Source organism: Thioalkalivibrio sp. ALJ12 (assembly GCF_000378305.1).
Taxonomy (GTDB): Bacteria; Pseudomonadota; Gammaproteobacteria; order Ectothiorhodospirales; family Ectothiorhodospiraceae; genus Thioalkalivibrio.
Genome location: NZ_KB899538.1, coordinates 723,127 through 747,013, shown reverse-complemented (window position 1 = coordinate 747,013; position 23,887 = coordinate 723,127). Strand labels below are relative to the sequence as shown.

The following is a 23,887-nucleotide window of genomic DNA, read 5'->3' as shown; positions in this document are numbered from 1 at the left end:
CTTCTGCTACAATGTAGGATTGATTTTTCTGCGACCCGGAATGATCCGACCCATTCAGCGACCCAGGCACCTCGGAGTACGACCGTAATGAATCGTGAAGAGCAACAATCCCAGCTCAAGGAACTGATTGCCAAGGGCAAGGAGCAGGGATACCTCACGTATACCGAGGTCAACGACCACCTGCCCGACTCGATCATCGACTCCGACCAGGTCGAAGACATCATTGCGATGATCAACGACATGGGCATCGCGGTGCACGAGCAGGCCCCGGACGCCGACAGCCTGCTGCTGTCCGATGGCTCCGTCTCTGCCGACGAAGACGCCGAGGACGCCGTGGCCGCGCTCGCCTCGGCCGATTCCGATTTCGGTCGCACCACCGACCCTGTGCGCATGTACATGCGCGAGATGGGCACGGTCGAGCTGCTGACCCGAGAAGGCGAGATCCGCATCGCCAAGCGCATCGAAGAGGGCCTGATGCAGGTCCTGTTCGCGCTCGCCCATCACCCGGGCGCGATCGAGCGGCTGATCCACGAGTACGATCAGATTGTCGCGAACAACGGCCGCCTGACCGATCTGGTGGTCTCCTTCATCGACCCGAACGACCACGCCAACGGCGAGGCCGTGGCCCGTGGCCTGGTGACGCCGGAACAGTCGCAGAAGGCCCAGGACGAGCAGAAGGCGGCGGCCGCGGCCGCCGCCGAACAACAGGCCAGCGCCGAGCTGGACGCCATCGTCGACGAGGTGGAGGACGCCGAGGAAGACGACGAGGCCGCCGAACCGGTCGACACCGGCCCCGACCCGGAAGAGGCCCGCGAACGCTTCGAGAAGCTGCGCAAGCTGCACGCCAAGGCCCACAAGGCCTTCGAGAAGGGCAACCGCGAGGCCTACGCCGTCGCGCGCGAGGCCACCGCCAAGTACTTCATGGAGTTCAAGCTGGTCCCGCGCATGGTCGACCAGCTGACCAGCCAGCTGCATGGCAGCATCGACCAGATCCGCCGCCATGAACGCCGCATCATGGAACTGGCCGTAAACCAGGCGCAGATGCCGCGCAAGGCGTTCATCGACAGCTTCCCGAAGAACGAGACCAACCTCGGCTGGATCAAGGAGGCCTGCAAGGCCAAGGGCAAGTACACCACCGCCCTCGCCGAGCACGAGGAAGAGATCGTGCGCCTGCAGAAAAAGCTCGCCGAGACCGAACACGAGGCCAGCCTGAACATCTCCGAGATCAAGGAGATCAATCGCCGCATGTCCATCGGCGAGGCCAAAGCTCGCCGCGCGAAGAAGGAGATGGTCGAGGCCAACCTGCGCCTGGTGATCTCCATCGCCAAAAAGTACACCAATCGCGGCCTTCAGTTCCTCGACCTGATCCAGGAAGGCAACATCGGCCTGATGAAGGCGGTGGACAAGTTCGAATACCGCCGCGGCTACAAGTTCTCGACCTATGCCACCTGGTGGATTCGCCAGGCCATCACCCGCTCCATCGCGGACCAGGCCCGGACCATCCGCATCCCGGTGCACATGATCGAGACCATCAACAAGCTCAACCGCGTCTCCCGCCAGATGCTGCAGGAAATGGGCCGCGAGGCCACGCCGGAAGAGCTGGCCGAGCGCATGGAGATGCCCGAGGACAAGATCCGCAAGGTGCTCAAGATCTCCAAGGAACCGATCTCCATGGAGACCCCGATCGGCGACGACGAAGACTCCCACCTGGGCGACTTCATCGAAGACGAAAAGGTCGCCTCGCCGTCAGACTCCGCCGCGCGCGAGAGCCTGTCCGAGGCCACCCGCGAGATCCTGTCCACGCTGACCCCGCGCGAAGCCAAGGTCCTGCGCATGCGCTTCGGCATCGACATGAACACCGACCACACCCTCGAGGAAGTCGGCAAGCAGTTCGACGTCACCCGCGAGCGCATCCGCCAGATCGAGGCCAAGGCCCTGCGCAAGCTGCGCCACCCGACCCGCGCCGAACTGCTGCGCACCTACACCGACGCCGAGTAACCGGCGTCCCGGCCGCACGGCCGGAGCCTGTGCCCTGCCGATGCGGCGCCATCTCTCCCTTTCCGGGTAGAATGGCGCCGCAGTCGTTTGTACCCTCCCCGATTACGGGCCTGTAGCTCAGTTGGTTAGAGCAGGGGACTCATAATCCCTTGGTCGTCGGTTCGAGTCCGACCGGGCCCACCACTCGCTTGCGCTCCTGCTGGGCAGGTCGGACTATTCCAGTCGCGTGCCTGCCGGCGCACGCCGTTCCGGCCTCGCGAGGACAGGCTTCGCGCCGCTACGCGGCCGGCTTCTACCCAACCGGGACCGCCACTCGAACCCTTGCTTGCAGCACGGGGGCATTCCGGGGCCGTTGCACTCAGGCCGCCTCTGCGGTGACGAGGCCGCGCTGCAGGTCAACGGTGATCCGTTGGCCCTCGATGACCGTGGCGCAGGCCAGCAGGAAGATCTCCACGAACTCGTTGCGCTCCTCCTCCGGCATCTCCGAGGAGGTGCTGGAGGCATTAAAGGTGCCGAACATGGTGTCGTGTGCGCCGGCCGAGTACAGGATCAGGCGCTGCATGGCGGCCTGGTCGTCCGGTGATGGAGCCGCAGTATCCAGGACCGGCTCGCCGAGCTTCTGCTTGATGGTGGAATAGAGATGGAACAGGTATTCCGCCGCGCTCTCCCGGCCCCGCCGATCCTGCAAGGTGAAGTTGGCCGAAACCGCCTCGCCACTGCGAGCACGCAGGAGGATGTGCTTCGGCTCGGGCTGATCGTCGGCGTACGGGTTCAGGATGTTGACCACGATGTCTCCAGCGGGGTTGAACAGATGGCGGGCCAGAGTACGAGACCGCCTGCGAGATTTCCATGACGCCCCCGCCAGCTATGCAGCTATCCACTGTGGGGGATGCGCAGCCATGCTGGGCCGGCCTCTACCCAACCCTGCGCGCCCGCTCACGCACCTCGACGAAGGGACTTGAAGGGACGCACCCTTGCTGGCACGTTTCAAGTCAAAAGCGTGTTCGTACCGATCCCGGTCACCAGTGGAGCACCACGATGGCGAAATCCGTTTTGATGTGCCGACCGGAACACTTCGCCATCCACTATGAGATCAACCCCTGGATGGACCTTGAGTGCCCCGTGTGCCCGGACGCAGCGGCCCGGCAGTGGGAGGCGCTTTATCAGCTCTATACGCAGACCCTTGGCTGGGAGGTCCATCTGATTCCGCCCGTCGAGGGGTTTCCGGATATGGTCTTCACGGCTAACGGCGCGCTTGTCGTGGGTGACAAGGTGGCGCTGCCAACCTTTAGGCATCCAGAGCGTCAGGGCGAGACCTGGTGGTTCGAAAGCTGGCTGCGCGAGCAGGGGTTCACGGTGCTCTACCAGCCCCGCCACGATTTCGAGGGCGAAGGCGACGCGCTGATCTGGAACGACACGCTCTTCGCCGGCTACCCCTGGCGCAGTGACCAGGCGGCGCATGCCGAGCTCGCGTCATTTCTGGATCTGGAAGTGGTCAGCCTTCAGCTAACCGATGCCCGCTTCTACCACCTCGACACGGCTTTCACGGTGGTCGACGGCCAAACCGTTGCGCTCTATCCGCCCGCCTTTACCCACGAGAGCCTGGAGGCGGTACGTCATCGTGTGCCCAATGTGATCGAGGCAAACGAGGCCGATGCGCTGGCCTACGGCCTCAATGCGGTCAGCGATGGCGAGCGAATCGTCCTCAGCGACCGGGCCACGGGACTCGCCGAACGCTACCGGCAGCACGGCATGGAGGTGCACCTGGTGGCGATCGACGAATTTCAGAAATCCGGTGGCGGCATGAAGTGCCTGACGCTGGACCTGAAAGGAAGGCTGCAAGGCCGATAATCAAGACTCTCGTTCCTTGACCTGGCTGTTCGAGCAGACACCGTCGCGACAGGCGGGCGACTGTCGATGGCGCCGAAGTGGCCGACCCGCGCCGATTCGGACGGTTTGCGGCGGCTTTCCTTTGGATACCCATCATGGCGCAACCTGCCCTGCCTTTACGGGGTTGCGGCAAGGTTGGGATACTGCCGGTATGTGATGGCGCGCACGGTTTGCGGGCGGTCGCCGGAAACTCACCTGCCGACCGAGAGAGCGACCTCCGCCGCCTCCATGCGCCTGCTCAAGCACCCTGTATTCTTCGGCGGCCTGCTGTTCCTGGCTACGGGCGCCGGGGCGAGCAGCCTGCCTGCGGAATCCGGCAACGGCGTCGCGGGGCCCGCCCCGGTAGTCGGCTCCGGCGATCAGTCGGCGGACGGGCCACTGAGGCTCACGCTGCGCGATGCACTGCAACTGGCCATCGCTCGCAATGCGTCGCTGCGCAGCGCGTATCTAGGCCGCGTGCTCGATCGGGCCAACCTGGATCTGGCCGAACGCACGTTCCAGCCCCGCAGCTCGGTATCGCTCGAGGCGCGGGAAGACCGCTCGGCCGGCTTGAACGGCACACGCACGCGGACCGCCAGCGTGGCTCCGGGAGCCAGCATGGCGCTCCCAACAGGCGCACAGGCCAGCCTGAACTGGCGAGTGGAGCGGGTGCTGCAATCCAGCGCACCCGATGGGACGGAGGACAGCACGTCTGAGGTCACGCTGGACATCAGGCAACCGCTACTGCGCGGCGGCGGGCTGGAGATTGGGCGGGCCCCCGTCGAGCGGGCACACCTGAATGAAGAACGGAACGTGCTGGTCCTGGAGTCGCAGGTCACCAGCACCCTCGCCCAGGTGATCCAGTCCTATCGCACGCTGATTCTGGAGAACCAGCGTGTGGAGCTGGCCGAACTGGCCCTGGAGCGCAGTCGCCAGAACCTCGAAACCCGCAGCGAACTGGTGGACCGCGGTCGGCTTTCCGCGGCGGACCTGGCGCCCGCGCGCGAGAGCCTGGCGCGCCAGGAACTGCAACGCGAGCAGACCCTTGAGCGCCGAGACCAGGCCGAGCTGGAACTGGTACGCCTGATCGGACTGGAACCGGGGACGACGGTCGAGCCGGAAGACACCATCGATATCCGCTCCGTACAGGCGCTCCATTCTGACGCACCCAGCCCGGACCAGGCGCTGGATATAGCCATGGAGCAGCGCCCGGAGCTGCGCCAGTCGCTGGTCACCCAGCAACTGGCCGCGCTCGATCGAACGCTGGCCGAGGATGCCAACCGCTGGCAACTGGACCTGTCCGCCTCGGTCGAGGTCAGGGGCGATGCCCCTTCCACCACGCGCGCGATCGAGCAGGGCTTCGAGGAATCGCCCGGCCATACGGTAGGCCTGCAACTCAGCATCCCCTGGGGCGACCGCCCCGCTCGCCAGCAGCGCCTGGGTACGGCGCGTGTAGAGCAGCGCCAGGCGCGCCTGAGCACTAAAGAGCTGCGAACCTCCATCCGCATCGAGGTGCAGCGCAACCTGAACGCCCTCGAGAGTCGCTGGGATCAGTTGCGCCTGGCGGAGCAATCGCTGGAGCTTGCGCGCCAGGCCGTGGCCGTCGAACAGGAAAAACTCGGCGTGGGGCGATCCTCGGGCTTCGAGGTGGAAAGCGTAGAGCGCGATCTTCGCGAAGCGGAACAATCCCTGCTGGATGCCGCCATCAACTACCAGAATGCCCGAACCGACTTGGATCGCGTCATGGGTGTCGTGCTCGAGCGCTGGGAACTGGCGATCCCTCAGCCGACGAGCTGACTCGGTCTCCCACATCTCCCCCGAACGCCCCGTGTACAGCAATCCCCGGGGCGCTCCACCTCACGCCGAACTAACCATTCCCGCGGGGATTACAACCTTGCTGTGCTAGGTTGAGCCACTCCACTCGACAGTCCGCACGGAGGCCACCCCCGCATGATTGATCAGCCGCTTCGACGCGCCGCGCTAATGGCAGGCGTTGTAACCGCCCTCACGGGCATCTCGGGCTCGGCTATGGCCTCAGGCGTATCCAGTGCGAGCGTGGGCGACACGCTCCGCGCCGGGGACTCTGTAAGGGTCGAGGCCGCGATCGGTTCCACGGGTTGCATGGGCCTGCGCGGGCTGTCCGACAGCGAGGTCCAGGGATACCAGTTGATCGTCTCCTACAGGGGAGGGGACCCGATCACCAAGCAACGGGGACGCGAGAGCTGGAGGGAAGGAGAAACCAAGCGCTTCGACTTTCGCACCTCCGAGATCCGTGTGCTGTCCGGCGCCGTAGAGATCACCGAGATCAGTAATACCGGTGGCGGCTGCCCCGACCGGCTTGGACTGCGCGTCAGCTGACCGCGGCCGCGCAAAACAAAACCGAACCCACCGAAACAGGATCCGGAATGCCAAAGATCACCCAAGCTCTTGTCGCCACGGCCCTGCTCTCGATTGCCGCGACCGCGACCGCGCCCGCCGTCGCTTCGGGGGGCGGAAGCTCGGCCAACGAAGGCGATGTCCTGCGCAGCGGCGATCGCGTGCAACTGGCTACGCAAAGCTTCGCGACCGGGTGTATCGGCTTTCGCGGGCTCGAGTCCAGTGAGCTGCAGGGATACGCATCCGTAATGGACGCAGACTACCCGGAACGAGAACGCATGACGCTGGAGGCCCGTGACCGGGAAAGCTGGCGTTCCGGCGAGACCAAGCGGCTGGATTTTTCCCACCGCTCGGAGGTTCACGTGGTCTCCGGAGAGGTCGAGATCACCGAAATTCGCTATAGCGGTGGCGGCTGCCCGAACCGCCTCGGCATACGCTGATCCGATCGACCTCCCCGACTGGGGAAGCCGCCCGCGCGGCGGCCCTACCCCCGCCGACTGCCCTGTTTGCGCTCGCCCGCGGTGCGTTGCTGGCGGGCTCCGCGATCCTCTTTCACCTGAGTTTTGCCGAAGGGCCGCTCCCCGGGGTCTTCACTCTGTTCTCCATCAGCCTGCTGGGGCTCGCGCTGCAGGGGCTTAGGCCGGGGGCGGCCGCCGCGGCCGCGCTGCTCGCCGGCCTGGGCTACTGGTTGCCATCGGTGGGATGGGTGGTACCGGGCATGGAGGCATGGCTGGACCTTCCGTGGGCAGTGGGCGGCCTGACCGTGCTCGGGATCGCGCTGTTCCAGGCGCTCCCGTATGCCGCGTTCGCCGCGACGGCCTCGCTCCTGGCGCTGCGCCTGGAGCGACCCGCTCAGACCCTGCTTGCGGCGGGTCTGCTGACCGTCATCCTGTCATTCTCGCCGCAGATCCTTCCCGGTCATTTCGGCTATGCCCTGCTCGCCCATCCACGCCTCGCTCAAGTGGTCGATGTCGGCGGCATCCCGCTACTGCTGTTTTTTGCGACTGCGCTCGGCTTTCTCGCCGCCGGCATCCTGACCGGGCTGCACCGTCGTACGCTCGCGCCGGCTGCACCGCTGCTGCTGGTGCTACTGCTCGCCGCCCTGCTCGCATACGGAAGCTTTCGCCTGGACGCGCTGGACCAGGCCGCGCCGGAGCACAGCTCGCGCCTGGGGCTGGTCCAGCCCAATATCCCGGTCCATGCGCGGCGCGACGACATGCCAGCGGCCGACCGCGACAACGACATCGAGACCGCGATCGAGATGACTCGACGGCTGCATGCGTCCAACCCCGACCTGGATCTGGTGATCTGGCCCGAGGCCGCGATCACGATGCAGGCGGCGCCGGAATCCTGGGGTCATCGCGCGCTCGTCGATCTCACCGACGAGATCGGGGTGCCCATACTGGTCAACGGGACCGAGCATCGCCGCCACGGGGATCATGTCGTTCACAACGTCGCCCTGCTGTTCGAGCCCGACTCTGGCCTGTCCGGGACCTACCGCAAGCGCAAGCTCGTGCCATTCGGGGAATACCTGCCTTTTGAAAAGCAGCTCCCCTGGCTGCGCGCGCAGCTCCCGCAGGCCTCGCGCTTCAGCCCGGGATCGATGGCAGGGCCGCTGGCGGGCCCCGATGGCATACCCCTCGCTCCGGCGATCTGTTTCGAGAGCCTGTTCGCTGATCTGGTGCGGGAGAATCTGGCCGGGCAGGCCGGCCTGATCGTGAACATCAGCAATCACGCCTGGTTCGGCTCCCCACGCGCGACCGATACCCATCGGGCCATCGCCCGGGCACGCAGCCTGGAAAACCGCAGCCCGTTGATCATGCTGCACAACACCGGGGGTGGTGCCGTGTTCGATGCCGCCGGCCGGGTCGTACCCGGAAGCGAGACCCCGCATTGGGAAAGCACGACCCGAAGCATCGATGTACACACCGTAGCGGACCGGCCGTTCTATCAGCGCCATGGCGATCGCGTCCTGCAGGGCCTGGCCGTGCTGGTGATACTAGCTGGGTTCTACCGGGGATGGCGGCGGTTTGCGCGGCCTACTCGCTGCGCAACGCGATGATCGGATCCAGCCGCGAGGCCTGCAACGCGGGGTAGTAGCCGAAGGCCACCCCGGTCAGGGTCGACACGGAGACGCCCAGCGCGACCGCCACGGGTGCCGCCACAAAGGCATTGCCGGTGAAGTGTGCGAAGCCGTATGCCACGCCGGTGCCCAGCACGGCGCCGAGCACGCCGCCCAGCAGACACAGCAGCACGGCCTCGACCAGAAACTGCCGGCGGATGTCGGCATTGCGTGCCCCGATGGCCAGACGGATTCCGATCTCGCGACGGCGCTCGGTCACCGACACCAGCATGATGTTCATGATGCCCACCCCTCCGACGATCAGGGCGATGCTGCCGATCGCACCGAGCATGACGGTAAACATGCGGCTTTGCGCCTCCATGTTCTCCAGCAGTTGCTCGGCGCTGTTGACCTCGACCCGCAAGCCCGGGACACGATCGGAAAACCACCCGATGATCTGCTGCCCCAGGGCACTGTGATCGACCTCGTTGTGCACCCGTGCAAGGATGCCGTCCAGGTCCCCGTCTGGCTCGAATCGCTGCAGGGCCTCCAGCGGCAGAAACACCGTGCTGTTCGGTGACACCGGGCTGACACCCCCGCCCCGCGGGTAGGGTTCGAGGATCCCCGCGACGGTCACATAGTACGCCCCGATACGGACCCGCTCGCCCACCTCCAGCGGACTCCCGGCCTCGCGCGCATAGCGCTGCGCCACCTCGGCGCCGAACACCCCCTGCAGGCTGACGCCATCGATATCCGAGATCCAGCGCCCCTGGGCGAGGCGCACCCGCAGCAGGTCGCGCAGCGATTCGGTCGCGCCCGTCAGGCGCAGGTTGTGATTGTCCGCGCCCATTTGCAGCTGGGCGCTACCGGTACTGAACGGCGCCACGCGCTGCAGGCCATCGGTCTCGCGCCCCAGATCAAACGCCAGCTCCGGAGTCAGCGATACCGCTTGGCCATCCTCTTCGCGCTGAAAGCGCTCGCGGATATTGACCACATTCGTGCCCATGGCACGAAACTGCTCCAGCATCGCGTTCTGCATGATCGTGCCGACATTCAGCATCGCGATCACCGAGGCCGTGCCGATCACGATCCCCAGCAGGGCCAGCAGCGATCGCTGCTTGGTCGCGGCGATGTTGCGCAGGGCCTCGCCCAGCAGCACACGGGGCCTCATGCGCCATCCTCGTCGACCACCCCGTCGCGGATGACCAACTGACGCCGGCACTGCCGCGCGACATCAGTATCGTGAGTGATGATGATCAGCGTGACACCCTCGGAATTCAGCTCGAGGAACAGATCCATGATCTCCTGCCCCACGCGGGAATCCAGCGCCCCGGTCGGTTCGTCGGCCAGCACCACCGAGGGGCTGCCCACCAGGGCGCGTGCAATCGCCACGCGCTGACGCTGACCGCCGGAGAGCTCGTTCGGCCGGTGATCGCCGCGATCTCCCATGCCGACTCGCTCAAGGATGGCGCGGGCACGACGTCGCATCTCGCGCTTGCCGACATCCTGATACATCAGCGGCAAGCCGACGTTGTCGACCGCAGTCAGGCGTGGCAACAGGTGAAAGGTCTGGAACACGAAGCCGATCTGGTGATTGCGATAGCGGGCGAGGTCGTCGGCGCTCATCCGGGAGACATCGTGGCCGTCGAAGTGGTAGTCACCGGCCGACGGGCGTTCCAGCAGCCCGGCAATGTGCATCAACGTGGACTTGCCGGAACCGGACCCGCCCATCAGCGACACCAGCTCGCCACGCTGGATGTCCAGGTCGACCCCGCGCAGGACGTGAACATCGGATGGCCCGACGCGGTAGCGACGGTGTACATCCCGCATCTGCACCAGGGGCTGAGCGCTCACGACCCGCCACCGGGCGGCGCGATCAACCGATCCCCGGCCTCCAGCCCTGCACTGACCTGTACGCCGTCAAACCGCGAATTTCCCAGCTCGACCGCGATCCGTTCCGGCTCGCCATCGTCGCGCTGGCGCCATACCCAGTACTCGTCGCCGTCGCGCTCGACAAAGGCGTGCGGGATGACAACCGCATCGGGTTCCTCCTGGGTGACCACATCCACCGAGGCCGACATCCCGACGCGAATCCGCTCCAGCGCCTCGGCGTCCAGATCGTCGATGCGGGTGATCAGGCGAAACACCGGCAAGCCACGCCCACTCGACTCCTGTGCCTGCGAGGAGACATACGACACTCGGGCCGGAAACTCCTCGCCGCCCCCGCGTGCAATCCGCACACGAGCGGACTGACCAACGCGCACGTCGTGGATATCCAGCTCGTCCACACTGCCCTCGATCTCCATCGACGACAGGTCGCCCACCGCCAGCAGGGCCTCGCCGCTGTTCACCCGCGACCCGGACTCGACCCGGCGATCGCCGTCCTGTTCGTCGTCGATCGGGGCCAGCACGATACCGTCCACCGGCGCGATGACCCGCTTGCCCTCCATCTGAGCGCGCACCTGCTCGTATTCAGCACGCGCGTTCTCGGCCTCGGCGCGCGCGCGCTCGAGCTGGCGCGTACCGCCGCGGCGCTGGGTCTCGGCCATGTCCTCGCGCGCCGCTTCGACGCGCACTTCGGCCTCCTGCACTCGGTCCTCGGCCGCGCGCAGCTCGCGTTCCGGCACGATGCCACGCTCGAAGAGATGCTCGACGTCATCCAGCTCGCGACGGTCATTGTTGAGCGAGCGCTCCGCCTGGCGCAGGCTGCGCCGGGCGGAAGCCATGTCCCGGCTCTGCTCCCAGTCTTCCAGCGATTCCACCTCGGCCTCGGCATCCGCCAGATCGCTGCGAGCGCGGCGGTAACGAATGCGGACCTCGGTGGGGTCCAGCTCCAGCAGTACGTCGCCTTCGGATACGCGTTCGCCATACTCCACATGGCGCGACAGGACGGTGGATTCGAACGGGGCGACCAGCGTAATTACATCGCCCGGCCGGAAGCGCCCGGAAAAGCCTGTCGTGGATTCGAGCGAACGCGCCTGCACCTCGAACACACCCGGATCCACAACATCCGGCGCAGCGCGCGAAGCCGTGGTCTCGCCAAAGTCCGGTAGTGAGAGGCTGGGCATGGCCCAGTACGCGGCCAGGGCAAACACGCCGATCACGGCGACGGTGGCGGCCAGACGCAGACGGTGAGTGCGCCGAAAGACATGCTGCAGGGCTTCGTTGCTGGACTCGACCTGCACATAGGCATCCTGCAACTCGCGGTGCTTGCTGCGCAGCTCCTCGGCCAGTGCGTGTTCGCTGCGCCGGGCGGCCTCGAGATCGGTGACATCCGTGAATACGGCCAGGACCGCCCGCTCCCCGCCGGCCGCCCCCTCGTCGAGGTAGGACGTGGTCAGCTTGAGGGAACGGGTCTCGCCGCCCAGTTCAACCGCCACCACACGATCGGGCACCATCTCGCCGGAGTAGATGGCCTCCAGCAATACATCCACGAACTCGCCATAGCCGGATTCGCCGAGGAAGACCTCGGCCAGACTGCGCCCCAGGGTGGACTCCGGCGACAACGAGAGGATGCGGGCCGCAGCCGGATTGAGCGTTCGAATCATCCCGGCGGCGTCCACGACCAGGACGCCATCGGCCATCGCATCGAGGATGTGCTGACTGACCGGTTCCTGTTGACTCATGGCATGACTCCGGCTTCGGGGAGTGCCAGGCCCCAGGTGTCCAGCGTGGTGCCCAGCACACGATCCAGCACACTCTGGGCATTCAAATACGCCACAACCGCATTGAGCAACGACTGCTCCGCCTCCCGCAGGCTGCGTTCGATGGCATTGACCTGAAACGAGGTGCTGCGCCCCACCGACAGCTTTTCGCGCTCGATCTCGAGGCTCTCGCGGGCCAGCTCCAGCGATTGCCGGGCAAAGCCGATCTGGCGCCAGCGGCTATCAAGGTCGTTGAGCGCGCGCTCAACCTCCAGACGCAGTTCGGTCTCGCGTTCGGCAAACTGGATATGCGCCTGCTGCAGGCGGATCTCCGATTCCAGCAAGCGCACCGGCCGCTCCGGATCGAACAGCGGGACCTCCATCTGCAGCCCGGCGCTGTAGCCGGGACGCTCGTCAAAGGTGGCCTCAAGAGCGCTGCGCGCGGAATCCCCCTCGCCACCGGCACCAAGACTGGCGACCAGGTCCAGCCGCCAGAGATGATTGTTCTGCGCCAGCATGCGGTTGACGTCCTCGATGGCGCGCCCGAGGCGCAGGCGCAGGTAGTCAGGGCGATTCTGCAGTGCGATATCCAGCGCTTCATCGACCGCCGGGGCGTCCACGCGCAGGGTATCCAGCTCATCGAGGTCGATGGTGTCCAGGAGCCGCAGCCGCGTGTCGCGCCCGAGGTTCAGCAGACGCAGCAGCTCCAGCTCGGCCTGTTCCAGAGTCTCCTCGGACTGGCTCACATTGAAACGCTGATTGGCCAGACTGGCCTCGGTCTGTACCAGTTCATTGCGCGCCATGCGCCCGCGCTCCACCATGGCCCGATTGCGTTCCAGCTGATCCTCGGTGCGCTCCAGTGACAAACGGGCGATCTCCAGGCGCCGCTGCTCCTGCAGCAGCGAACGGTACGCGTTGATCACGCTCTCGATCACCGTGACAACCTGTTCTTCAAGGCTCAACGCACTGATCGCTTCCTGGATACGCGCAATCTCGAGTGGCGCACGCCCAACCGCCAGCCCGCCTCCGCGCAGCAGCGGCTGCGAGAGATCCAGCGACAGGTTGGAGACTCGCGAGCTGGCTGCGGCCAGCCCGGTTTCGCCATGCGACTGGGCCAGGTTCCAGCTAAAGCCGATCCGGCCGCCGGTCGGCAGTTCCGCCTCCAGGGTGGGTGACAGGGTCGAGCTTCGCTGCGTCTCGGCATCGTCGCCGGGCGATCGGCTCTGCTGCGCCGACAGGTCAATCGTGCCCTGCGGCCGGAACTGCGCCTCCGCCACGGCCAGGTTGAGCTGATCCACGACCCGGTCGAGATAGGCGCTTTGCAGCTGCGTATTCCGGCGCAGAGACAACGCCACGGCCTCCGCAAGCCCAAGCTCGATGGTGCTGCCCGCGAGCGGGGCCGGGGCATATTCCATCGCCTGTTGTTCGAAGGCATCGGTGCCCGCTACGGCCTCGACAGCCGGGCCCAACAACAGCAAAGGGCTGAGCAGGAACAAGCCCCGCACAGCCCACCGAACGACCCATTCGATCCCTGTCCCGTTTTCAGTCACTCAAAAGATCATGGCGCTAATAGAGGCATTGATTGACGCGCTTCCCGACGGCCGGTGGCCACAAACACCGGCCCTGGCCTGCCGGCAAACGCCACGCAGCTGAATCGGACAGGAGGGCGCCGGCGCGCCACAGATGGAGAGATCGATGCGGATCAGGGCCAGTAGCAGGGCTCGCCGCACTCGATCTCGTGTTCCACCCCGTCGTCACCGTCGAAATAGGTGATCGTGATGTCGTTCGACAGGTAATCGCGGTTGGGAAAACGGGACTGAAAGCGCACCACATTGGGTGACTCGCCATCCAGGTTGTACACGTATTCGTGATACCAGCCATCCCATTTCAGATCCGTTCGCGCCCCCGGGGCGAGATTAAAGGAACGCTCGGTGTAGCTGGAGAGTTCCAGCACCGAGCCCTGGATCGACTCGCTGGAGCGATTGTCGACCTCAACCACCGAGGAATCGGCCGCGGCGATCGCGCCGACGCCCAGCATCGCCGCACCCACGGCAACCGCCGCACCCCACTTCGCCTTCCGCCCCACATCATTCATGCGCTGTCCTCGTTGCCTGAAATGTGCCCCCACGAACCGAGACTGGGCGACCAGGACCGTTGCACCCCTGCCGCCGCGTCTGCACCCGAATCGGGGATCCCGGACCCTGTGTATCACCCGGCCGTGGGTGGGCGCAAAACGCGGCATCACGACGGGCTAACGTCCGCCGTAGGCGGCCGCCCCCCCAACGACCGATAACGCGCCGGGTAACCCTTACCCAGGAACCATGCTCAGCACTTCGAGTAGCCGCAGTCGCGACAGGTGGGGCAGCCGTCGATGATCTCGAGATGGCCATCGCACTGCGGGCAAGGGGTGGCTGTGGCCACCACGTACGGGGCTTCCAGGATGCCGGAGGCTTTCGGGGTCCGGTCGCGGTAGTTGGCGACCAGTTCGCGTAGCGGGCGGGGGTGGCCGTCGGGATCCAGGAAGCCGCGGCGCTGGAGGATGCGCTGCAGGGCGTGGGCGATCGCGGCGACCTCGGAGGGGTGGTACAGCGGTTTGCCGTATTCGTTCTCGCCGCAGCGAACCGGGCCGCGATCCCAGGTGACCTTGCGCAGGTCGCGCAGGGCGCGGGCGGCGTAGCCGCCACGGGCCGCCAGCGACAGGCTGCGCATGGTCGCGGAGATCCACTGGTAGGACTCGGAGTGCTGCCCGGTGGGCAGGAAGAATTCGATCGGGCGCTCGATGGTCACGCGCTCGCCGCTGACCGTGCCGGAGACGGCGACGAAGCTGACCACCAGATAGACCGTCTGCGGCCCGTCCTGGGTCCAGTAGCGCACCTTCTCGGTGACCGACTCGAGTTCGCCCTCGGGGCGCGACGGGATGCGCTTGCCCAGCGGGTGGTCGTCACCGCTAGACGCGCCCTCGCCCTGCGGGGTGTCCGAGCGGCGAAAGGCGATGATGGGCTGGTCGATCCGGTGCATCGTGTCCTCCCCGGCGGCGTCAGACGTCGTCGTAGTAGCCCTCGTCCAGCGCGGCGAAGAGATTGGCGGCGGTGTGGATCTGGCCTTCGTACTCGACCTCTTCGTCACCGCGCAGGGTCAGCTCCCGGCCATCCGCCAGGGCGAAGGTATACCAGGTGCTACGCAGGCGTTCGGGGTCCACCAGCACGCCCATCTGCGCCTGCGGGTTGGGCCGGTAGGTGGTGCAGCCCTTGAGCCCGGCGCGCCAGGCCTGCAGGTAGACCTGCTGGAAGTCCTCGAACGGGATATCGCTCGGGACGTTGAGCGTCTTGGAGATGGCCGAGTCCACCCACGGTTGCGCGGCGGCCTGCATGCGGATGTGGGCATCCACGCTGACCCGGTCCGCGGTGATCGCGTTGGCGGGAAGATCCCCCGGCCCCGCCTCGGCATCGACCCGGGCGCGGTAGGCCAGCAACTCAAACGAGTAGCAGTCCACGGCCTCGCGGGTACGCCGCCCGGGGCGGCGGATGTTGCGCGTGGTGTGATGGAGAAAGGTCGGTTCGATGCCGTTGCTCGCGTTGTTGGCGACCGAGAAGCTGATGGTCCCGGTGGGCGCGATGGAGGTGGCGTGGGTAAAGCGCGCGCCTTCCTCGGCCAGCGCCGCAACCAGCGCCGGGTCCTCCTCGGCGATGCGCTGCATGTAGGGGCTGAAGCGGGCATGCAGCTCCCGACCCTTCAGCACGTCGCCCACCTGATAGCCGGCCTCGGCCAGCGCCGGCTGACGCCGGAGCATGTCCGCGGTCAGCGTGAAGTCCTCGTCCATGATCGGGGCCGGACCCTTCTCGCGTGCCAGATCCAGCCCGGCCCGCCAGCTCTCCAGCGCCAGGCGGCGACAGACCTCTACGGTGAAGTCGGCGGCCGACTCCGAGCCATAGGTCTCCCCCAGCATCGCCAGAGCCGACCCGAGCCCGAGGATGCCCATGCCGTGGCGGCGCTTGCGCAGCATCTCGGCGCGCTGTTCCGGCAGCGGCAGCCCGGAGATGTCCGCGACGTTGTCCAGCATGCGCGTGAACACGCGCACCACCCGCTCGAAACGCGCCCAGTCGAAGGCGGCGTCTGCGGTGAACGGCGCGGAGACGAACCGCGTCAGGTTCACCGACCCCAGTAGACAGGCCCCGTCCGGTGGCAGCGGTTGCTCCCCGCAAGGATTGGTCGCCCGGATCACCTCGTCGAACCAGGCGTTGTTCTGGCGGTTGACCTGATCGATCAGGATGACGCCGGGTTCGCCGACGTCATAGGTGCTGCGCATCAGGGTGTCCCACAGCTCGCGGGCGCGCACGCGGCGGTAGATACGGCAGGCGACCCGGCCCTGGTCGTCCACGCGGTAGCCGTCCTCGACCACCGGCCAGTCGCGATAGACGAGATCGGAGGCGGCCACCGCGTCCTGTTCCACGGGCAACAGCGGGAAGGCGAGCGCCCATTCGTCGTCGCGCTCCACCGCCTCCAGAAAGGCATCGCGCACCAGCACGGACAGGTTGAACTGGGTCAGCCGCCCCTTGCGGCGCTTGGCGAGGATGAAGCGTTCGATATCGGGATGGCCGATATCCAGCGTTGCCATCTGTGCCCCGCGGCGACCTCCGGCCGCGCCGATGGTGCGGCAGGTCTGGTCGAAGATCTGCATGAACGCGACCGGACCGTTGGTCGACGCGCCCGCACCCGCGACCAGCGCACCCTTCGGGCGCAGGGTGCTGAAGTCATAGCCGATGCCGGCCCCGGCCTTGAGCGTCAGCCCGGCAGCCGTATTGGCATCGAGGATGGCCTGCAGCGAATCCCGGATCGTGCGCGAGACGGTGCAGTTGATCAGTGTGGTCTGCGGCTTGTACGCCTCGGCCCCGGCATTGGACAGTATCCGCCCGGCCGGGATGGCGCCGTTGTCCAGCGCCCAGCGGAACTCGCGCGCGATCGACGCGCGCTTGTCCGGCGCCTCGACCGCGGCGAGGGCCCCGGCGACACGGTCGAACATCGCCCCGACCGAGGCATCCACCGGCTCGCCCCGCGCGTCACGCAGCTGATAGCGCTCGGCCCAGATCGAAGCCGACGAGGGCTGCAGGGGCACGTCGGGCGACGTGTCTCGTGAGGTGCGATCGTTGTCCTGCCATTGCCGGATCTTGCCCATATTGGCCCGCCGCATTGCGCTCGACCGAAGGGCGCGGAGCGCCCTTCCCCGATCATGGGCGCCGTCGCCGCAGGCTGCAAGAACGCGCCGCGGCCGGTGTCAGAAGCGTCAGAAGCGGTCGAGCCCGGCGAGCGGGTTGGCAAGGTCGCGCACACGCATCCAGGAGGCGATGCTGGCGCGCCAGCGGCGGGTGGGCAGCACTGCGTGCGGCACGGTCTGGCTGAGGAACATCACCAGGGTACCGGCCGTCGGCTGAATGCGCTGGCATTCGCGGTCCGCATCGTCGTAGATCGCGAGCTGGCCGCCGTCCTGCTCGCGCCAGTCGCGGTTCAGATAGAACACCAGCGACAGCCGGCGGCAATTGCCAGCCTGGAAGGCATCTACATGGCGCTCGTAGTGGGTCCCGGGCGGGTACAGGGCAAAGTGCGATTCGGTCTCGAACAGCCCCGGGATCAACGACCGGCTCACCTGCAGACGGATCTCATCCAGGCGTGCCATGAACGCCTGCTGCGCCGGGCTGGCGCCATCCAGCCAGTGGATCCAGTCGCCGCGGGTGGATCGGTCGCGATGGCGCTCGCCACCCCGACCGATCCGCGCCTGCGCCAGCTGCGCGGCATCACGCAGGGCATAGACCTCGTCGTGCAGCGCATCGACGGTCTCCGCAGGCAGGAAGTCAGGCCAGACGCACCGCTGATCGTGCACCAGCGCATCCAGCCAGCCCTCCGGCTCGCAGGCTTCGGGAACTCGGGATTCGATTACACCCGGCGCACGCGCCGGAAGCGTCTCGACAGGGTCCGACCACACGGGGTCAAGAACAGGCAGGTTCACGGGCGGGGTCTTCCATTCGGGCCGCGAACGCGGCACGCAGGCAAGTGCCTGCCCAATGCAATATACCGGGAAAGCAGGGGCGCGCAAGCCCCCCACTGGACCGCGCGACACTACCCTGTCAGTGGCTCAGAAAGCCCCCGGAAATTAGCTGCTGGCGCAGCGCGGCCTGCCCCTCGGTGACGCGGGCGCGGGGGCCGCGCAGGCCCAGCTCGACCTGCGGGGCCTGGCGGTCCATCCGTGGCAGACAGGAGATGCGCAAATCGGGGAATGCCGCCTCCATGGCCTCGAGCACCGGGACCAGGCGGCTCTCGGTCACGTTCTCGAGCACCAGGACCTCCTCGATCGAGCCGGCGGCGGCATCGCGCCCGGGGAAACGCTGGTCCAGCACCCAGCGCACCATCGGTTCGGCCATGACCGGGAATCCCGGCACGCAGTGATGCCGCTGGCAGCTGAGCCCCGGGATGCCGTTGACCGGATTCGGGATCAGGCTGGCCCCTTCCGGCAATTCGGCCATGCGCACGCGATGCGGCCAGGCCTCTGCGCCAAAGCGTTCCTCGAGGATAGTCATGAAATCCGGGTGCGGCCGCAGGGGAAGCCCAAGCGCCTCGGCGAGGCAGGCGCGGGTGCGATCATCCGGCGTGGCCCCGATCCCGCCAAAGCTGAAGACCTCCGCCCCGGTTGCCAGCGTCTCGCGAAAGGTCTGCGTCAGGCGGCCGGCGTGGTCCCCGACAATACGGATCCAGGCCAGCTCCAGCCCCTTCTCCGCCAGGGCCGCGGTGAGGTGTTCCTGGTGCCGGTCACGGCGCTTCCCGCTGAGCAGCTCGTCGCCGATGATCACGGCGCCGATCTCGGTCTCGCCGGGTTCGCCGACTCGCCCGGGCGCGGTGGTCTCGTCCATCGCGGCCTACTGCTGCGCGCCCAGGGCCAGCGCCCGTTCGCGGGCGGCGGCGCGGGCCTCGGGGGCATTGTCCGGATCGTCCAGCCACGGGGCGATGTGCTGGCGGGCCAGTCCGGCCAGGAAGTCGAGGTGGTCGGACCGGTCGTTCAGCGCCGGGATGTAGTGGAAGCGTTCGCCACCGGCCTTGAGGAAGATCTCGCGGTTCTCGTCGCCGATCTCCTCGATGGTTTCCAGGCAGTCGGCCGAGAAACCGGGGCAGATCACGTCCACCGAGCGCACGCCCTCCTTGGGCAGCGCCTTCATCGTCTTGTCGGTATAGGGCTTCAGCCACTCCTCGCGGCCGAAACGCGACTGGAAGGTCACCTGCCACTGGTCGTCGTTCAGACCCAGCCTTGCAGCCAGTTTCTGGCCGGTGGCATGGCACAGGCAGTGGTACGGGTCACCCTTGAGCAGATAGCGCTTCGGGATGCCGTGGAACGACATCACCAGGCGGTCCGCCCGGCCGTGTGCATTCCAGTGCTCGCGCACGCTGCTGGCCAGTGCTTCGATATAGCCGGGCTCGGCGTCGTAGGCGGCGAGGAACTGAAGATCCGGGACCCAGCGCCAGCCCTTCAGTACGTCGGCCACCGCATCGAAGGTGGAGCCGGTGGTGCTCCCGGAATATTGCGGGTACAGGGGCAACACGATCACGCGGCGAACGCCCTGGCGGCGCAGCTCGTCCAGGCCCGCCTCGATGGAGGGGTTGCCGTAGCGCATCCCCAGCGCGACCGGTACCTCCTCGCCGACCTGGTCGGCCAGACGCTTGCGCACGCCCTCGGCCTGGCGCCGAGAGATGGCCAGCAGCGGTGAGCCGTCGTCGGTCCAGACGGTGGCGTACTTGGCGGCCGAACGCTTCGGGCGGATATTGAGGATGATGCCGTTGAGAATGAGCCACCACAGCGGGCGCGGGAACTCGACCACGCGCGGGTCCCAGAGGAATTCCTTCAGATAGCGCTTGAGCGCCGGGGCGGTGGGCTCGTCCGGCGTACCGAGGTTGGTCAGCAGTACGCCCGCCTTGCGCGGCTGGCCGTGGCGGTAATCCGCTTCTCCGAAGTACTTCATGGTGCTCCCTGCGGCAATAGAGGGTGGATGACTCCTGTCGGAGTCACGCCAGTTGCGTTGGTTCCCTGCCAAGGATAGCGCGAGCCGCGCACGAGGCGCGCGGGTGCGATCAGCCGAGGCGGCCGCGCAGGGGGCTGGTCCGGGGGAAATGCGCCAGCAGGAACTCCATCTGGTCGGCCAGCACCCGCTTGCCTTTCAGATAGATGTACTCCGCGTGGGTGGGCGTGAACGGAATCGCCAGCAGCTGCATGTCGGCCTGCTCGGGGGTGCGCCCGGCCTTGTGGTTGTTGCAGCGTTTGCAGGCGGTGACCACGTTGTTCCAGGTATCCGCCCCGTTCTGGCTGATCGGGGTGACGTGGTCGCGCGAGAGATCACGCTCGCAGAAGTGCTGGCCGCAGTACAGGCACAGATGTGCGTCGCGGCGAAACAGAGTGGTGTTGTTGAGCGGCGGGATGTAGTGATTGAAGCGGGACTGGCGGGTGCCGAAGGTGGCGATGATCGAGTTGACCTCGACTCGGGACTGCAGCCCGGTGCGGGCGTTGATGCCGCCGCGCACGCGATACAGCAGACTCCCGCAGGCGTAGGCGACCTGCTCGGTGTAATAGAGGCGCACGGCCTGTTCCAGGCCGATCCATTCCAGTGGCATGCCCGCAGCGTCCGTACGCAGGACCTGATGCTCGGTCGGCAACATGACCTCGTCCCGTCTCCAAGGAAACACGGATTTGCTCACGCGGAATTTGAGCAGGCCCGACGCCCCGGGCGTGAGCAAATCCATGTCCCCTTCGCCGAGTCGACCGCTGGCGCGGCGCGGGATCGCACGAAACTTGCTTGACAATAAACAGGCCGGGCGTTCAACGCAATTACAAGGGCATAAATACCGGTTTGAGCCGCCGGCGGTGGCCCGGAATTCGCGACAAATGGGTGGGCTGTTTAAGCGCGAAGGCGATTCCGCTACACTTGCTGGCCGTTTTTTCCGCCGAATGGGCCACAAAAGCCTTATTCGGCGTCCTTATTACCACCCGCGAGCGCGGCCGAACGTCCCGGAGGGATTGCGGGAACGCTTGGCCCGGGGAGAGAGCGCATGGCAATCAAATTATCCGTTCCCAAGGAGAGTGCCAGCGGCGAGCGCCGCGTGGCCCTGGATCCGACGGTGGCGGCCAAGTTCGCCCAGTTGGGCGTCACCGTGCAACTGGAGAAAGGGGCTGGCACCAACGCCCATTTCCCGGATGACTCTTACGAGTCGGCTACCGTAGTCGACACCGAAGCGGCCTACGGCCAGTCGGACCTGATGGTCCGCGTGGCGCCGCCGACGGTGGAAGAGGTCAATCAGCTGCCGGAGGGCTCGACCGTCGTCAGCCTGTTCCACGCCCACCGCAACCCGGACGTGGTCAAGGCGATGCAGGAACGCAAGATCCTGAGCTTCGCGATGGAACTGATCCCGCGCATCTCGCGCGCGCAGAGCATGGACGTGCTGTCCTCGCAGGCGGCCGTGGTCGGCTACAAAGGCGCGATCATGGGCTCGGATCTGTCCTGCCGCTTCTTCCCGATGCTGACCACCGCGGCCGGCACCATCCGCCCGGCCAAGGTTATCGTGATCGGCGCCGGCGTGGCCGGGCTGCAGGCGATCGCCACGGCCAAACGCCTGGGCGCGATGGTCGAGGCCTACGACGTGCGCTCCGCGACCAAGGAGCAGGTCGAATCGCTGGGCGCGAAGTTCCTGGATCTGGGCGTCTCCGCCGAGGGCGAAGGCGGCTATGCCCGCGAACTGACCGCGGAAGAGAAGAAGCAGCAGCAGGACGCCCTGGGCGAATACATCGCCAAGGCGGACGTGCTGATCACCACCGCCGCGATCCCGGGCCGCGAGTCCCCGAAGCTGATCCCGAAGGACATGGTCGAGGGCATGAAGCCAGGCGCGGTGATCGTGGATCTCGCAGCCGAGGGCGGCGGCAACTGCGAGCTGTCCAAGCCGGGCAAGACCAGCAAGCACAAGGGCGTGGTCATTCACGCGCCGCTGAACGTGCCTTCGCAGGTCCCGCTGCACGCCTCCGAGATGTATGCCAAGAACCTGCTCAATTTCCTCACGCCGATGATCGCCGAGGGCGGCGAATTCAAGCCGGACTGGGAAGACGAGGTCATCGCCAAGAGCGTGCTGACCCGCGACGGCGAAATCGTGCACGAGGCCACCCGTGAGGCCCTGAAGGGAGCGCAATCATGATCATCGAAGGCTTTATCGCGCTGTACATCTTCATGCTCGCGGCCTTCACCGGCTACGAGATCATCTCCAAGGTGCCAGTCATCCTGCACACCCCGCTGATGTCCGGTTCCAACTTTGTCCACGGCATCGTGCTGGTCGGGACCATGGTCGCGCTGGGCCATGCCCAGACGCCGCTGGAACAGGCCATCGGCTTTGTCGCCGTAATCCTGGCCGCGGGCAACGCCGTGGGTGGCTATGTCGTCACCGAACGCATGCTGGAGATGTTCACGACCAGCAAAAAGGACGACAAGAAGGGAGATAAGGCATGAGTCTGATCATCAACCTCGCCTACTTCGCGGCGGCGGTGCTGTTCATCGTCGGCCTCAAGCAGATGTCCTCCCCGACCACCGCGCGTCCGGGGATCATCTGGGCCGGCGTGGGCATGGTGATCGCCACGCTCGTGACCTTCGTGCATCCGGAGATCTCCGGCGGCGTGAACTACACCCTGATCATCCTGGGTATCGCCATTGGTGGTGCGCTGGCCTGGTGGAGCGGCAAGAAGGTCGCGATGACCGACATGCCGCAGATGATCGCGCTGTACAACGGCATGGGCGGCGGCGCCGCGGCCGGTATCGGCGCGATCTACCTGCTGCAGGCCACCCCGGAAACCGTCACCAACACCGGTCTGGCGATCGCCGTGACCGGCTCGCTGATCGGCTCGGTGGCCTTCTCCGGCTCGCTGGTGGCCTACGCCAAGCTTGAAGGCCTGATGAAGAAGACCTTCACCTTCGGCGGCCAGCAGGTCGTGAACATCGCGATCTTCGCGATCACCGTGCTGCTGGGCTTCATGATGGCCACCAGTGGCGGCGAGATCGGCTCGTTCACTCTGCTGCTGTTCTTCGTGCTGTCGCTGGCCTTCGGCATACTGATGACCCTCCCGATCGGCGGCGCCGACATGCCGGTGGTCATCTCGCTGTACAACGCGCTGACCGGCCTCGCGGTCGGCCTTAAGGGGATCGTCCTCGACAACCCGGCCCTGATGATCGCCGGTATCGTGGTCGGTGCGGCCGGTACGCTGCTCACGCAGCTGATGGCCAAGGCGATGAACCGTCCGATCAAGAACATCCTGTTCAGCCAGTTCGGCGGCTCCTCCGGGGGTGCCGAGGAAGAGATCGAAGGCACGATGAAGGAGATCCAGGCCAACGATGCCGGGATCATGATGGCCTACGCCGAGAAGGTCATTATCGTGCCGGGCTACGGCATGGCCGTCGCGCAGGCGCAGCACAAGATCTGGGAGTTCACCCAGCTGCTGCAGAAGCGTGGTGTGGACGTGAAGTTCGCGATCCACCCGGTCGCGGGCCGCATGCCCGGGCACATGAACGTGTTGCTGGCCGAGGCCGGCGTGCCCTACGACATCATCTTCGATCTTGACGAGATCAACGAGGAGTTCAAGACCGCGGATGTCGCAATGGTGATCGGCGCGAACGACGTCGTGAACCCGGTGGCTCGGACCAATCCGGAGTCGCCGATCTACGGCATGCCGATCCTGAACGCCGACCAGGCCCAGAACGTCATCTGCGTGAAGCGCGGCAAGGGCGCGGGGTTCTCGGGCATCGAGAACCACCTGTTCTATGCCGACAACAACCAGATGCTGTACGGCGACGGCCAGAAGGTGGCCGCCGAACTGGTGGCCTCGGTCAAGGCCCTCGGCTAGGCCCGGACCGGGCCTGGCGCCCGGTCCTCG

Annotated in this window: 21 protein-coding genes and 1 tRNA gene; 10 read left to right on the top strand and 12 right to left on the bottom strand. The window is 66.4% G+C overall.

The genetic code is table 11. The features are described 5' to 3' along the window. Nucleotides 1-87 precede the first annotated feature (87 nt). Nucleotides 88-1,998 (top strand): RNA polymerase sigma factor RpoD, encoded by a 1,911-nt coding sequence (rpoD, locus tag F467_RS0103585; RefSeq protein ID WP_018139033.1) that lies wholly within the window; start codon nt 88-90, stop codon nt 1,996-1,998. Between the two features lie 106 nt (nt 1,999-2,104). Continuing rightward, nucleotides 2,105-2,181 (top strand) — tRNA-Ile (locus tag F467_RS0103580). Between the two features lie 175 nt (nt 2,182-2,356). Here the strand turns inward: F467_RS0103580 and F467_RS0103575 are convergent. Next, entirely contained in the window at nt 2,357-2,785 is a 429-nt protein-coding gene (locus F467_RS0103575; RefSeq protein ID WP_018139032.1) for a hypothetical protein, read from the bottom strand. Nucleotides 2,786-2,847: 62 nt separating this feature from the next. Here F467_RS0103575 and ddaH point away from each other — a divergent pair, with 62 nt between their 5' ends. The 5 genes from ddaH to lnt all read left to right on the top strand — a co-directional run bounded on the left by ddaH (nt 2,848) and on the right by lnt (nt 8,305). Continuing rightward, nucleotides 2,848-3,849 (top strand): dimethylargininase, encoded by a 1,002-nt coding sequence (gene ddaH / locus F467_RS0103570; protein WP_369771743.1) that lies wholly within the window; start codon nt 2,848-2,850, stop codon nt 3,847-3,849. Between the two features lie 267 nt (nt 3,850-4,116). Beyond that, a complete protein-coding gene (locus tag F467_RS0103565) occupies nt 4,117-5,664 on the top strand; it encodes a TolC family protein (protein WP_018139030.1) in 1,548 nt (515 codons plus the stop codon). A 153-nt stretch (nt 5,665-5,817) separates the two neighbouring features. Next, the gene (locus F467_RS0103560) at nt 5,818-6,225 is read left to right on the top strand and encodes a hypothetical protein (RefSeq protein ID WP_018139029.1); all 408 of its coding nucleotides are present in this window, start codon (nt 5,818-5,820) and stop codon (nt 6,223-6,225) included. 47 nt (nt 6,226-6,272) lie between these two features. Continuing rightward, nucleotides 6,273-6,683 carry a hypothetical protein gene (locus F467_RS0103555; RefSeq protein ID WP_018139028.1) on the top strand — a complete coding sequence of 137 codons (411 nt, stop codon included), beginning with the start codon at nt 6,273-6,275 and terminating at the stop codon, nt 6,681-6,683. A gap of 86 nt (nt 6,684-6,769) precedes the next feature. Further along, nucleotides 6,770-8,305: an apolipoprotein N-acyltransferase gene (gene lnt, locus F467_RS0103550; RefSeq protein WP_018139027.1), complete on the top strand. Its 1,536-nt coding sequence runs from the start codon at nt 6,770-6,772 to the stop codon at nt 8,303-8,305. On the opposite strand, the gene F467_RS0103545 is transcribed toward lnt, so the two are convergent. The 11 genes from F467_RS0103545 to F467_RS0103495 all read right to left on the bottom strand — a co-directional run bounded on the left by F467_RS0103545 (nt 8,283) and on the right by F467_RS0103495 (nt 20,640). Further along, entirely contained in the window at nt 8,283-9,464 is a 1,182-nt protein-coding gene (locus F467_RS0103545; protein WP_018139026.1) for an ABC transporter permease, read from the bottom strand. The two genes, lnt and F467_RS0103545, sit on opposite strands and share 23 nt — an antisense overlap. An 8-nt stretch (nt 9,465-9,472) precedes the next feature. Further along, nucleotides 9,473-10,159: an ABC transporter ATP-binding protein gene (locus F467_RS0103540; protein WP_018139025.1), complete on the bottom strand. Its 687-nt coding sequence runs from the start codon at nt 10,157-10,159 to the stop codon at nt 9,473-9,475. After that, nucleotides 10,156-11,931, bottom strand: coding sequence for an HlyD family efflux transporter periplasmic adaptor subunit (locus F467_RS0103535; RefSeq protein ID WP_018139024.1), 1,776 nt, complete (start codon nt 11,929-11,931; stop codon nt 10,156-10,158). Before F467_RS0103535 ends, F467_RS0103540 begins: the two co-directional genes overlap by 4 nt. Beyond that, nucleotides 11,928-13,445 (bottom strand): TolC family protein, encoded by a 1,518-nt coding sequence (locus F467_RS0103530; protein WP_018139023.1) that lies wholly within the window; start codon nt 13,443-13,445, stop codon nt 11,928-11,930. Before F467_RS0103530 ends, F467_RS0103535 begins: the two co-directional genes overlap by 4 nt. A 206-nt stretch (nt 13,446-13,651) precedes the next feature. Then, nucleotides 13,652-14,044, bottom strand: coding sequence for a hypothetical protein (locus F467_RS0103525; RefSeq protein ID WP_018139022.1), 393 nt, complete (start codon nt 14,042-14,044; stop codon nt 13,652-13,654). A 230-nt stretch (nt 14,045-14,274) separates the two neighbouring features. Then, a complete protein-coding gene (locus F467_RS0103520) occupies nt 14,275-14,967 on the bottom strand; it encodes a hypothetical protein (protein ID WP_018139021.1) in 693 nt (230 codons plus the stop codon). Between the two features lie 19 nt (nt 14,968-14,986). After that, on the bottom strand, nt 14,987-17,122 hold the full coding sequence (locus F467_RS0103515) for an adenosylcobalamin-dependent ribonucleoside-diphosphate reductase (protein ID WP_018875233.1): 2,136 nt from the start codon (nt 17,120-17,122) through the stop codon (nt 14,987-14,989). Nucleotides 17,123-17,230: 108 nt separating this feature from the next. After that, entirely contained in the window at nt 17,231-17,950 is a 720-nt protein-coding gene (locus F467_RS0103510) for a 2OG-Fe(II) oxygenase (RefSeq protein ID WP_026182214.1), read from the bottom strand. 118 nt (nt 17,951-18,068) lie between these two features. Then, a complete protein-coding gene (locus tag F467_RS0103505; RefSeq protein ID WP_018139018.1) occupies nt 18,069-18,848 on the bottom strand; it encodes a molybdopterin-binding protein in 780 nt (259 codons plus the stop codon). A gap of 6 nt (nt 18,849-18,854) precedes the next feature. Beyond that, on the bottom strand, nt 18,855-19,949 hold the full coding sequence (gene hemH / locus F467_RS0103500; RefSeq protein ID WP_018139017.1) for a ferrochelatase: 1,095 nt from the start codon (nt 19,947-19,949) through the stop codon (nt 18,855-18,857). Between the two features lie 109 nt (nt 19,950-20,058). Continuing rightward, complete coding sequence (locus tag F467_RS0103495; RefSeq protein ID WP_018139016.1) at nt 20,059-20,640, bottom strand: HNH endonuclease; 582 nt, start codon at nt 20,638-20,640, stop codon at nt 20,059-20,061. A 390-nt stretch (nt 20,641-21,030) separates the two neighbouring features. Here F467_RS0103495 and F467_RS0103490 point away from each other — a divergent pair, with 390 nt between their 5' ends. The 3 genes from F467_RS0103490 to F467_RS0103480 are packed head-to-tail and all read left to right on the top strand — an operon-like array spanning nt 21,031 to nt 23,857. Beyond that, nucleotides 21,031-22,164, top strand: coding sequence for an NAD(P) transhydrogenase subunit alpha (locus tag F467_RS0103490; RefSeq protein WP_018649190.1), 1,134 nt, complete (start codon nt 21,031-21,033; stop codon nt 22,162-22,164). Beyond that, nucleotides 22,161-22,472, top strand: a complete 312-nt coding sequence (locus F467_RS0103485; protein ID WP_012981664.1) for an NAD(P) transhydrogenase subunit alpha — start codon at nt 22,161-22,163, stop codon at nt 22,470-22,472. The genes F467_RS0103490 and F467_RS0103485 overlap by 4 nt, the downstream gene beginning before the upstream one ends. Beyond that, nucleotides 22,469-23,857: an NAD(P)(+) transhydrogenase (Re/Si-specific) subunit beta gene (locus tag F467_RS0103480; RefSeq protein WP_018139014.1), complete on the top strand. Its 1,389-nt coding sequence runs from the start codon at nt 22,469-22,471 to the stop codon at nt 23,855-23,857. The genes F467_RS0103485 and F467_RS0103480 overlap by 4 nt, the downstream gene beginning before the upstream one ends. The last annotated feature ends 30 nt before the right edge of the window (nt 23,858-23,887 follow it).

Bases quoted from the DNA above. Each gene is read 5' to 3' on its own strand.
- rpoD (WP_018139033.1), top strand. From the start codon at position 88: ATGAATCGTGAAGAGCAACAATCCCAGCTCAAGGAACTGATTGCCAAG.
- ddaH (WP_369771743.1), top strand. From the start codon at position 2,848: ATGACGCCCCCGCCAGCTATGCAGCTATCCACTGTGGGGGATGCGCAG.
- F467_RS0103565 (WP_018139030.1), top strand. From the start codon at position 4,117: ATGCGCCTGCTCAAGCACCCTGTATTCTTCGGCGGCCTGCTGTTCCTG.
- F467_RS0103560 (WP_018139029.1), top strand. From the start codon at position 5,818: ATGATTGATCAGCCGCTTCGACGCGCCGCGCTAATGGCAGGCGTTGTA.
- F467_RS0103555 (WP_018139028.1), top strand. From the start codon at position 6,273: ATGCCAAAGATCACCCAAGCTCTTGTCGCCACGGCCCTGCTCTCGATT.
- F467_RS0103535 (WP_018139024.1), bottom strand. From the start codon at position 11,931: ATGAGTCAACAGGAACCGGTCAGTCAGCACATCCTCGATGCGATGGCC.
- F467_RS0103525 (WP_018139022.1), bottom strand. From the start codon at position 14,044: ATGAATGATGTGGGGCGGAAGGCGAAGTGGGGTGCGGCGGTTGCCGTG.
- F467_RS0103520 (WP_018139021.1), bottom strand. From the start codon at position 14,967: ATGCACCGGATCGACCAGCCCATCATCGCCTTTCGCCGCTCGGACACC.
- F467_RS0103515 (WP_018875233.1), bottom strand. From the start codon at position 17,122: ATGGGCAAGATCCGGCAATGGCAGGACAACGATCGCACCTCACGAGAC.
- F467_RS0103505 (WP_018139018.1), bottom strand. From the start codon at position 18,848: ATGGACGAGACCACCGCGCCCGGGCGAGTCGGCGAACCCGGCGAGACC.
- hemH (WP_018139017.1), bottom strand. From the start codon at position 19,949: ATGAAGTACTTCGGAGAAGCGGATTACCGCCACGGCCAGCCGCGCAAG.
- F467_RS0103495 (WP_018139016.1), bottom strand. From the start codon at position 20,640: ATGTTGCCGACCGAGCATCAGGTCCTGCGTACGGACGCTGCGGGCATG.
- F467_RS0103490 (WP_018649190.1), top strand. From the start codon at position 21,031: ATGGCAATCAAATTATCCGTTCCCAAGGAGAGTGCCAGCGGCGAGCGC.
- F467_RS0103485 (WP_012981664.1), top strand. From the start codon at position 22,161: ATGATCATCGAAGGCTTTATCGCGCTGTACATCTTCATGCTCGCGGCC.
- F467_RS0103480 (WP_018139014.1), top strand. From the start codon at position 22,469: ATGAGTCTGATCATCAACCTCGCCTACTTCGCGGCGGCGGTGCTGTTC.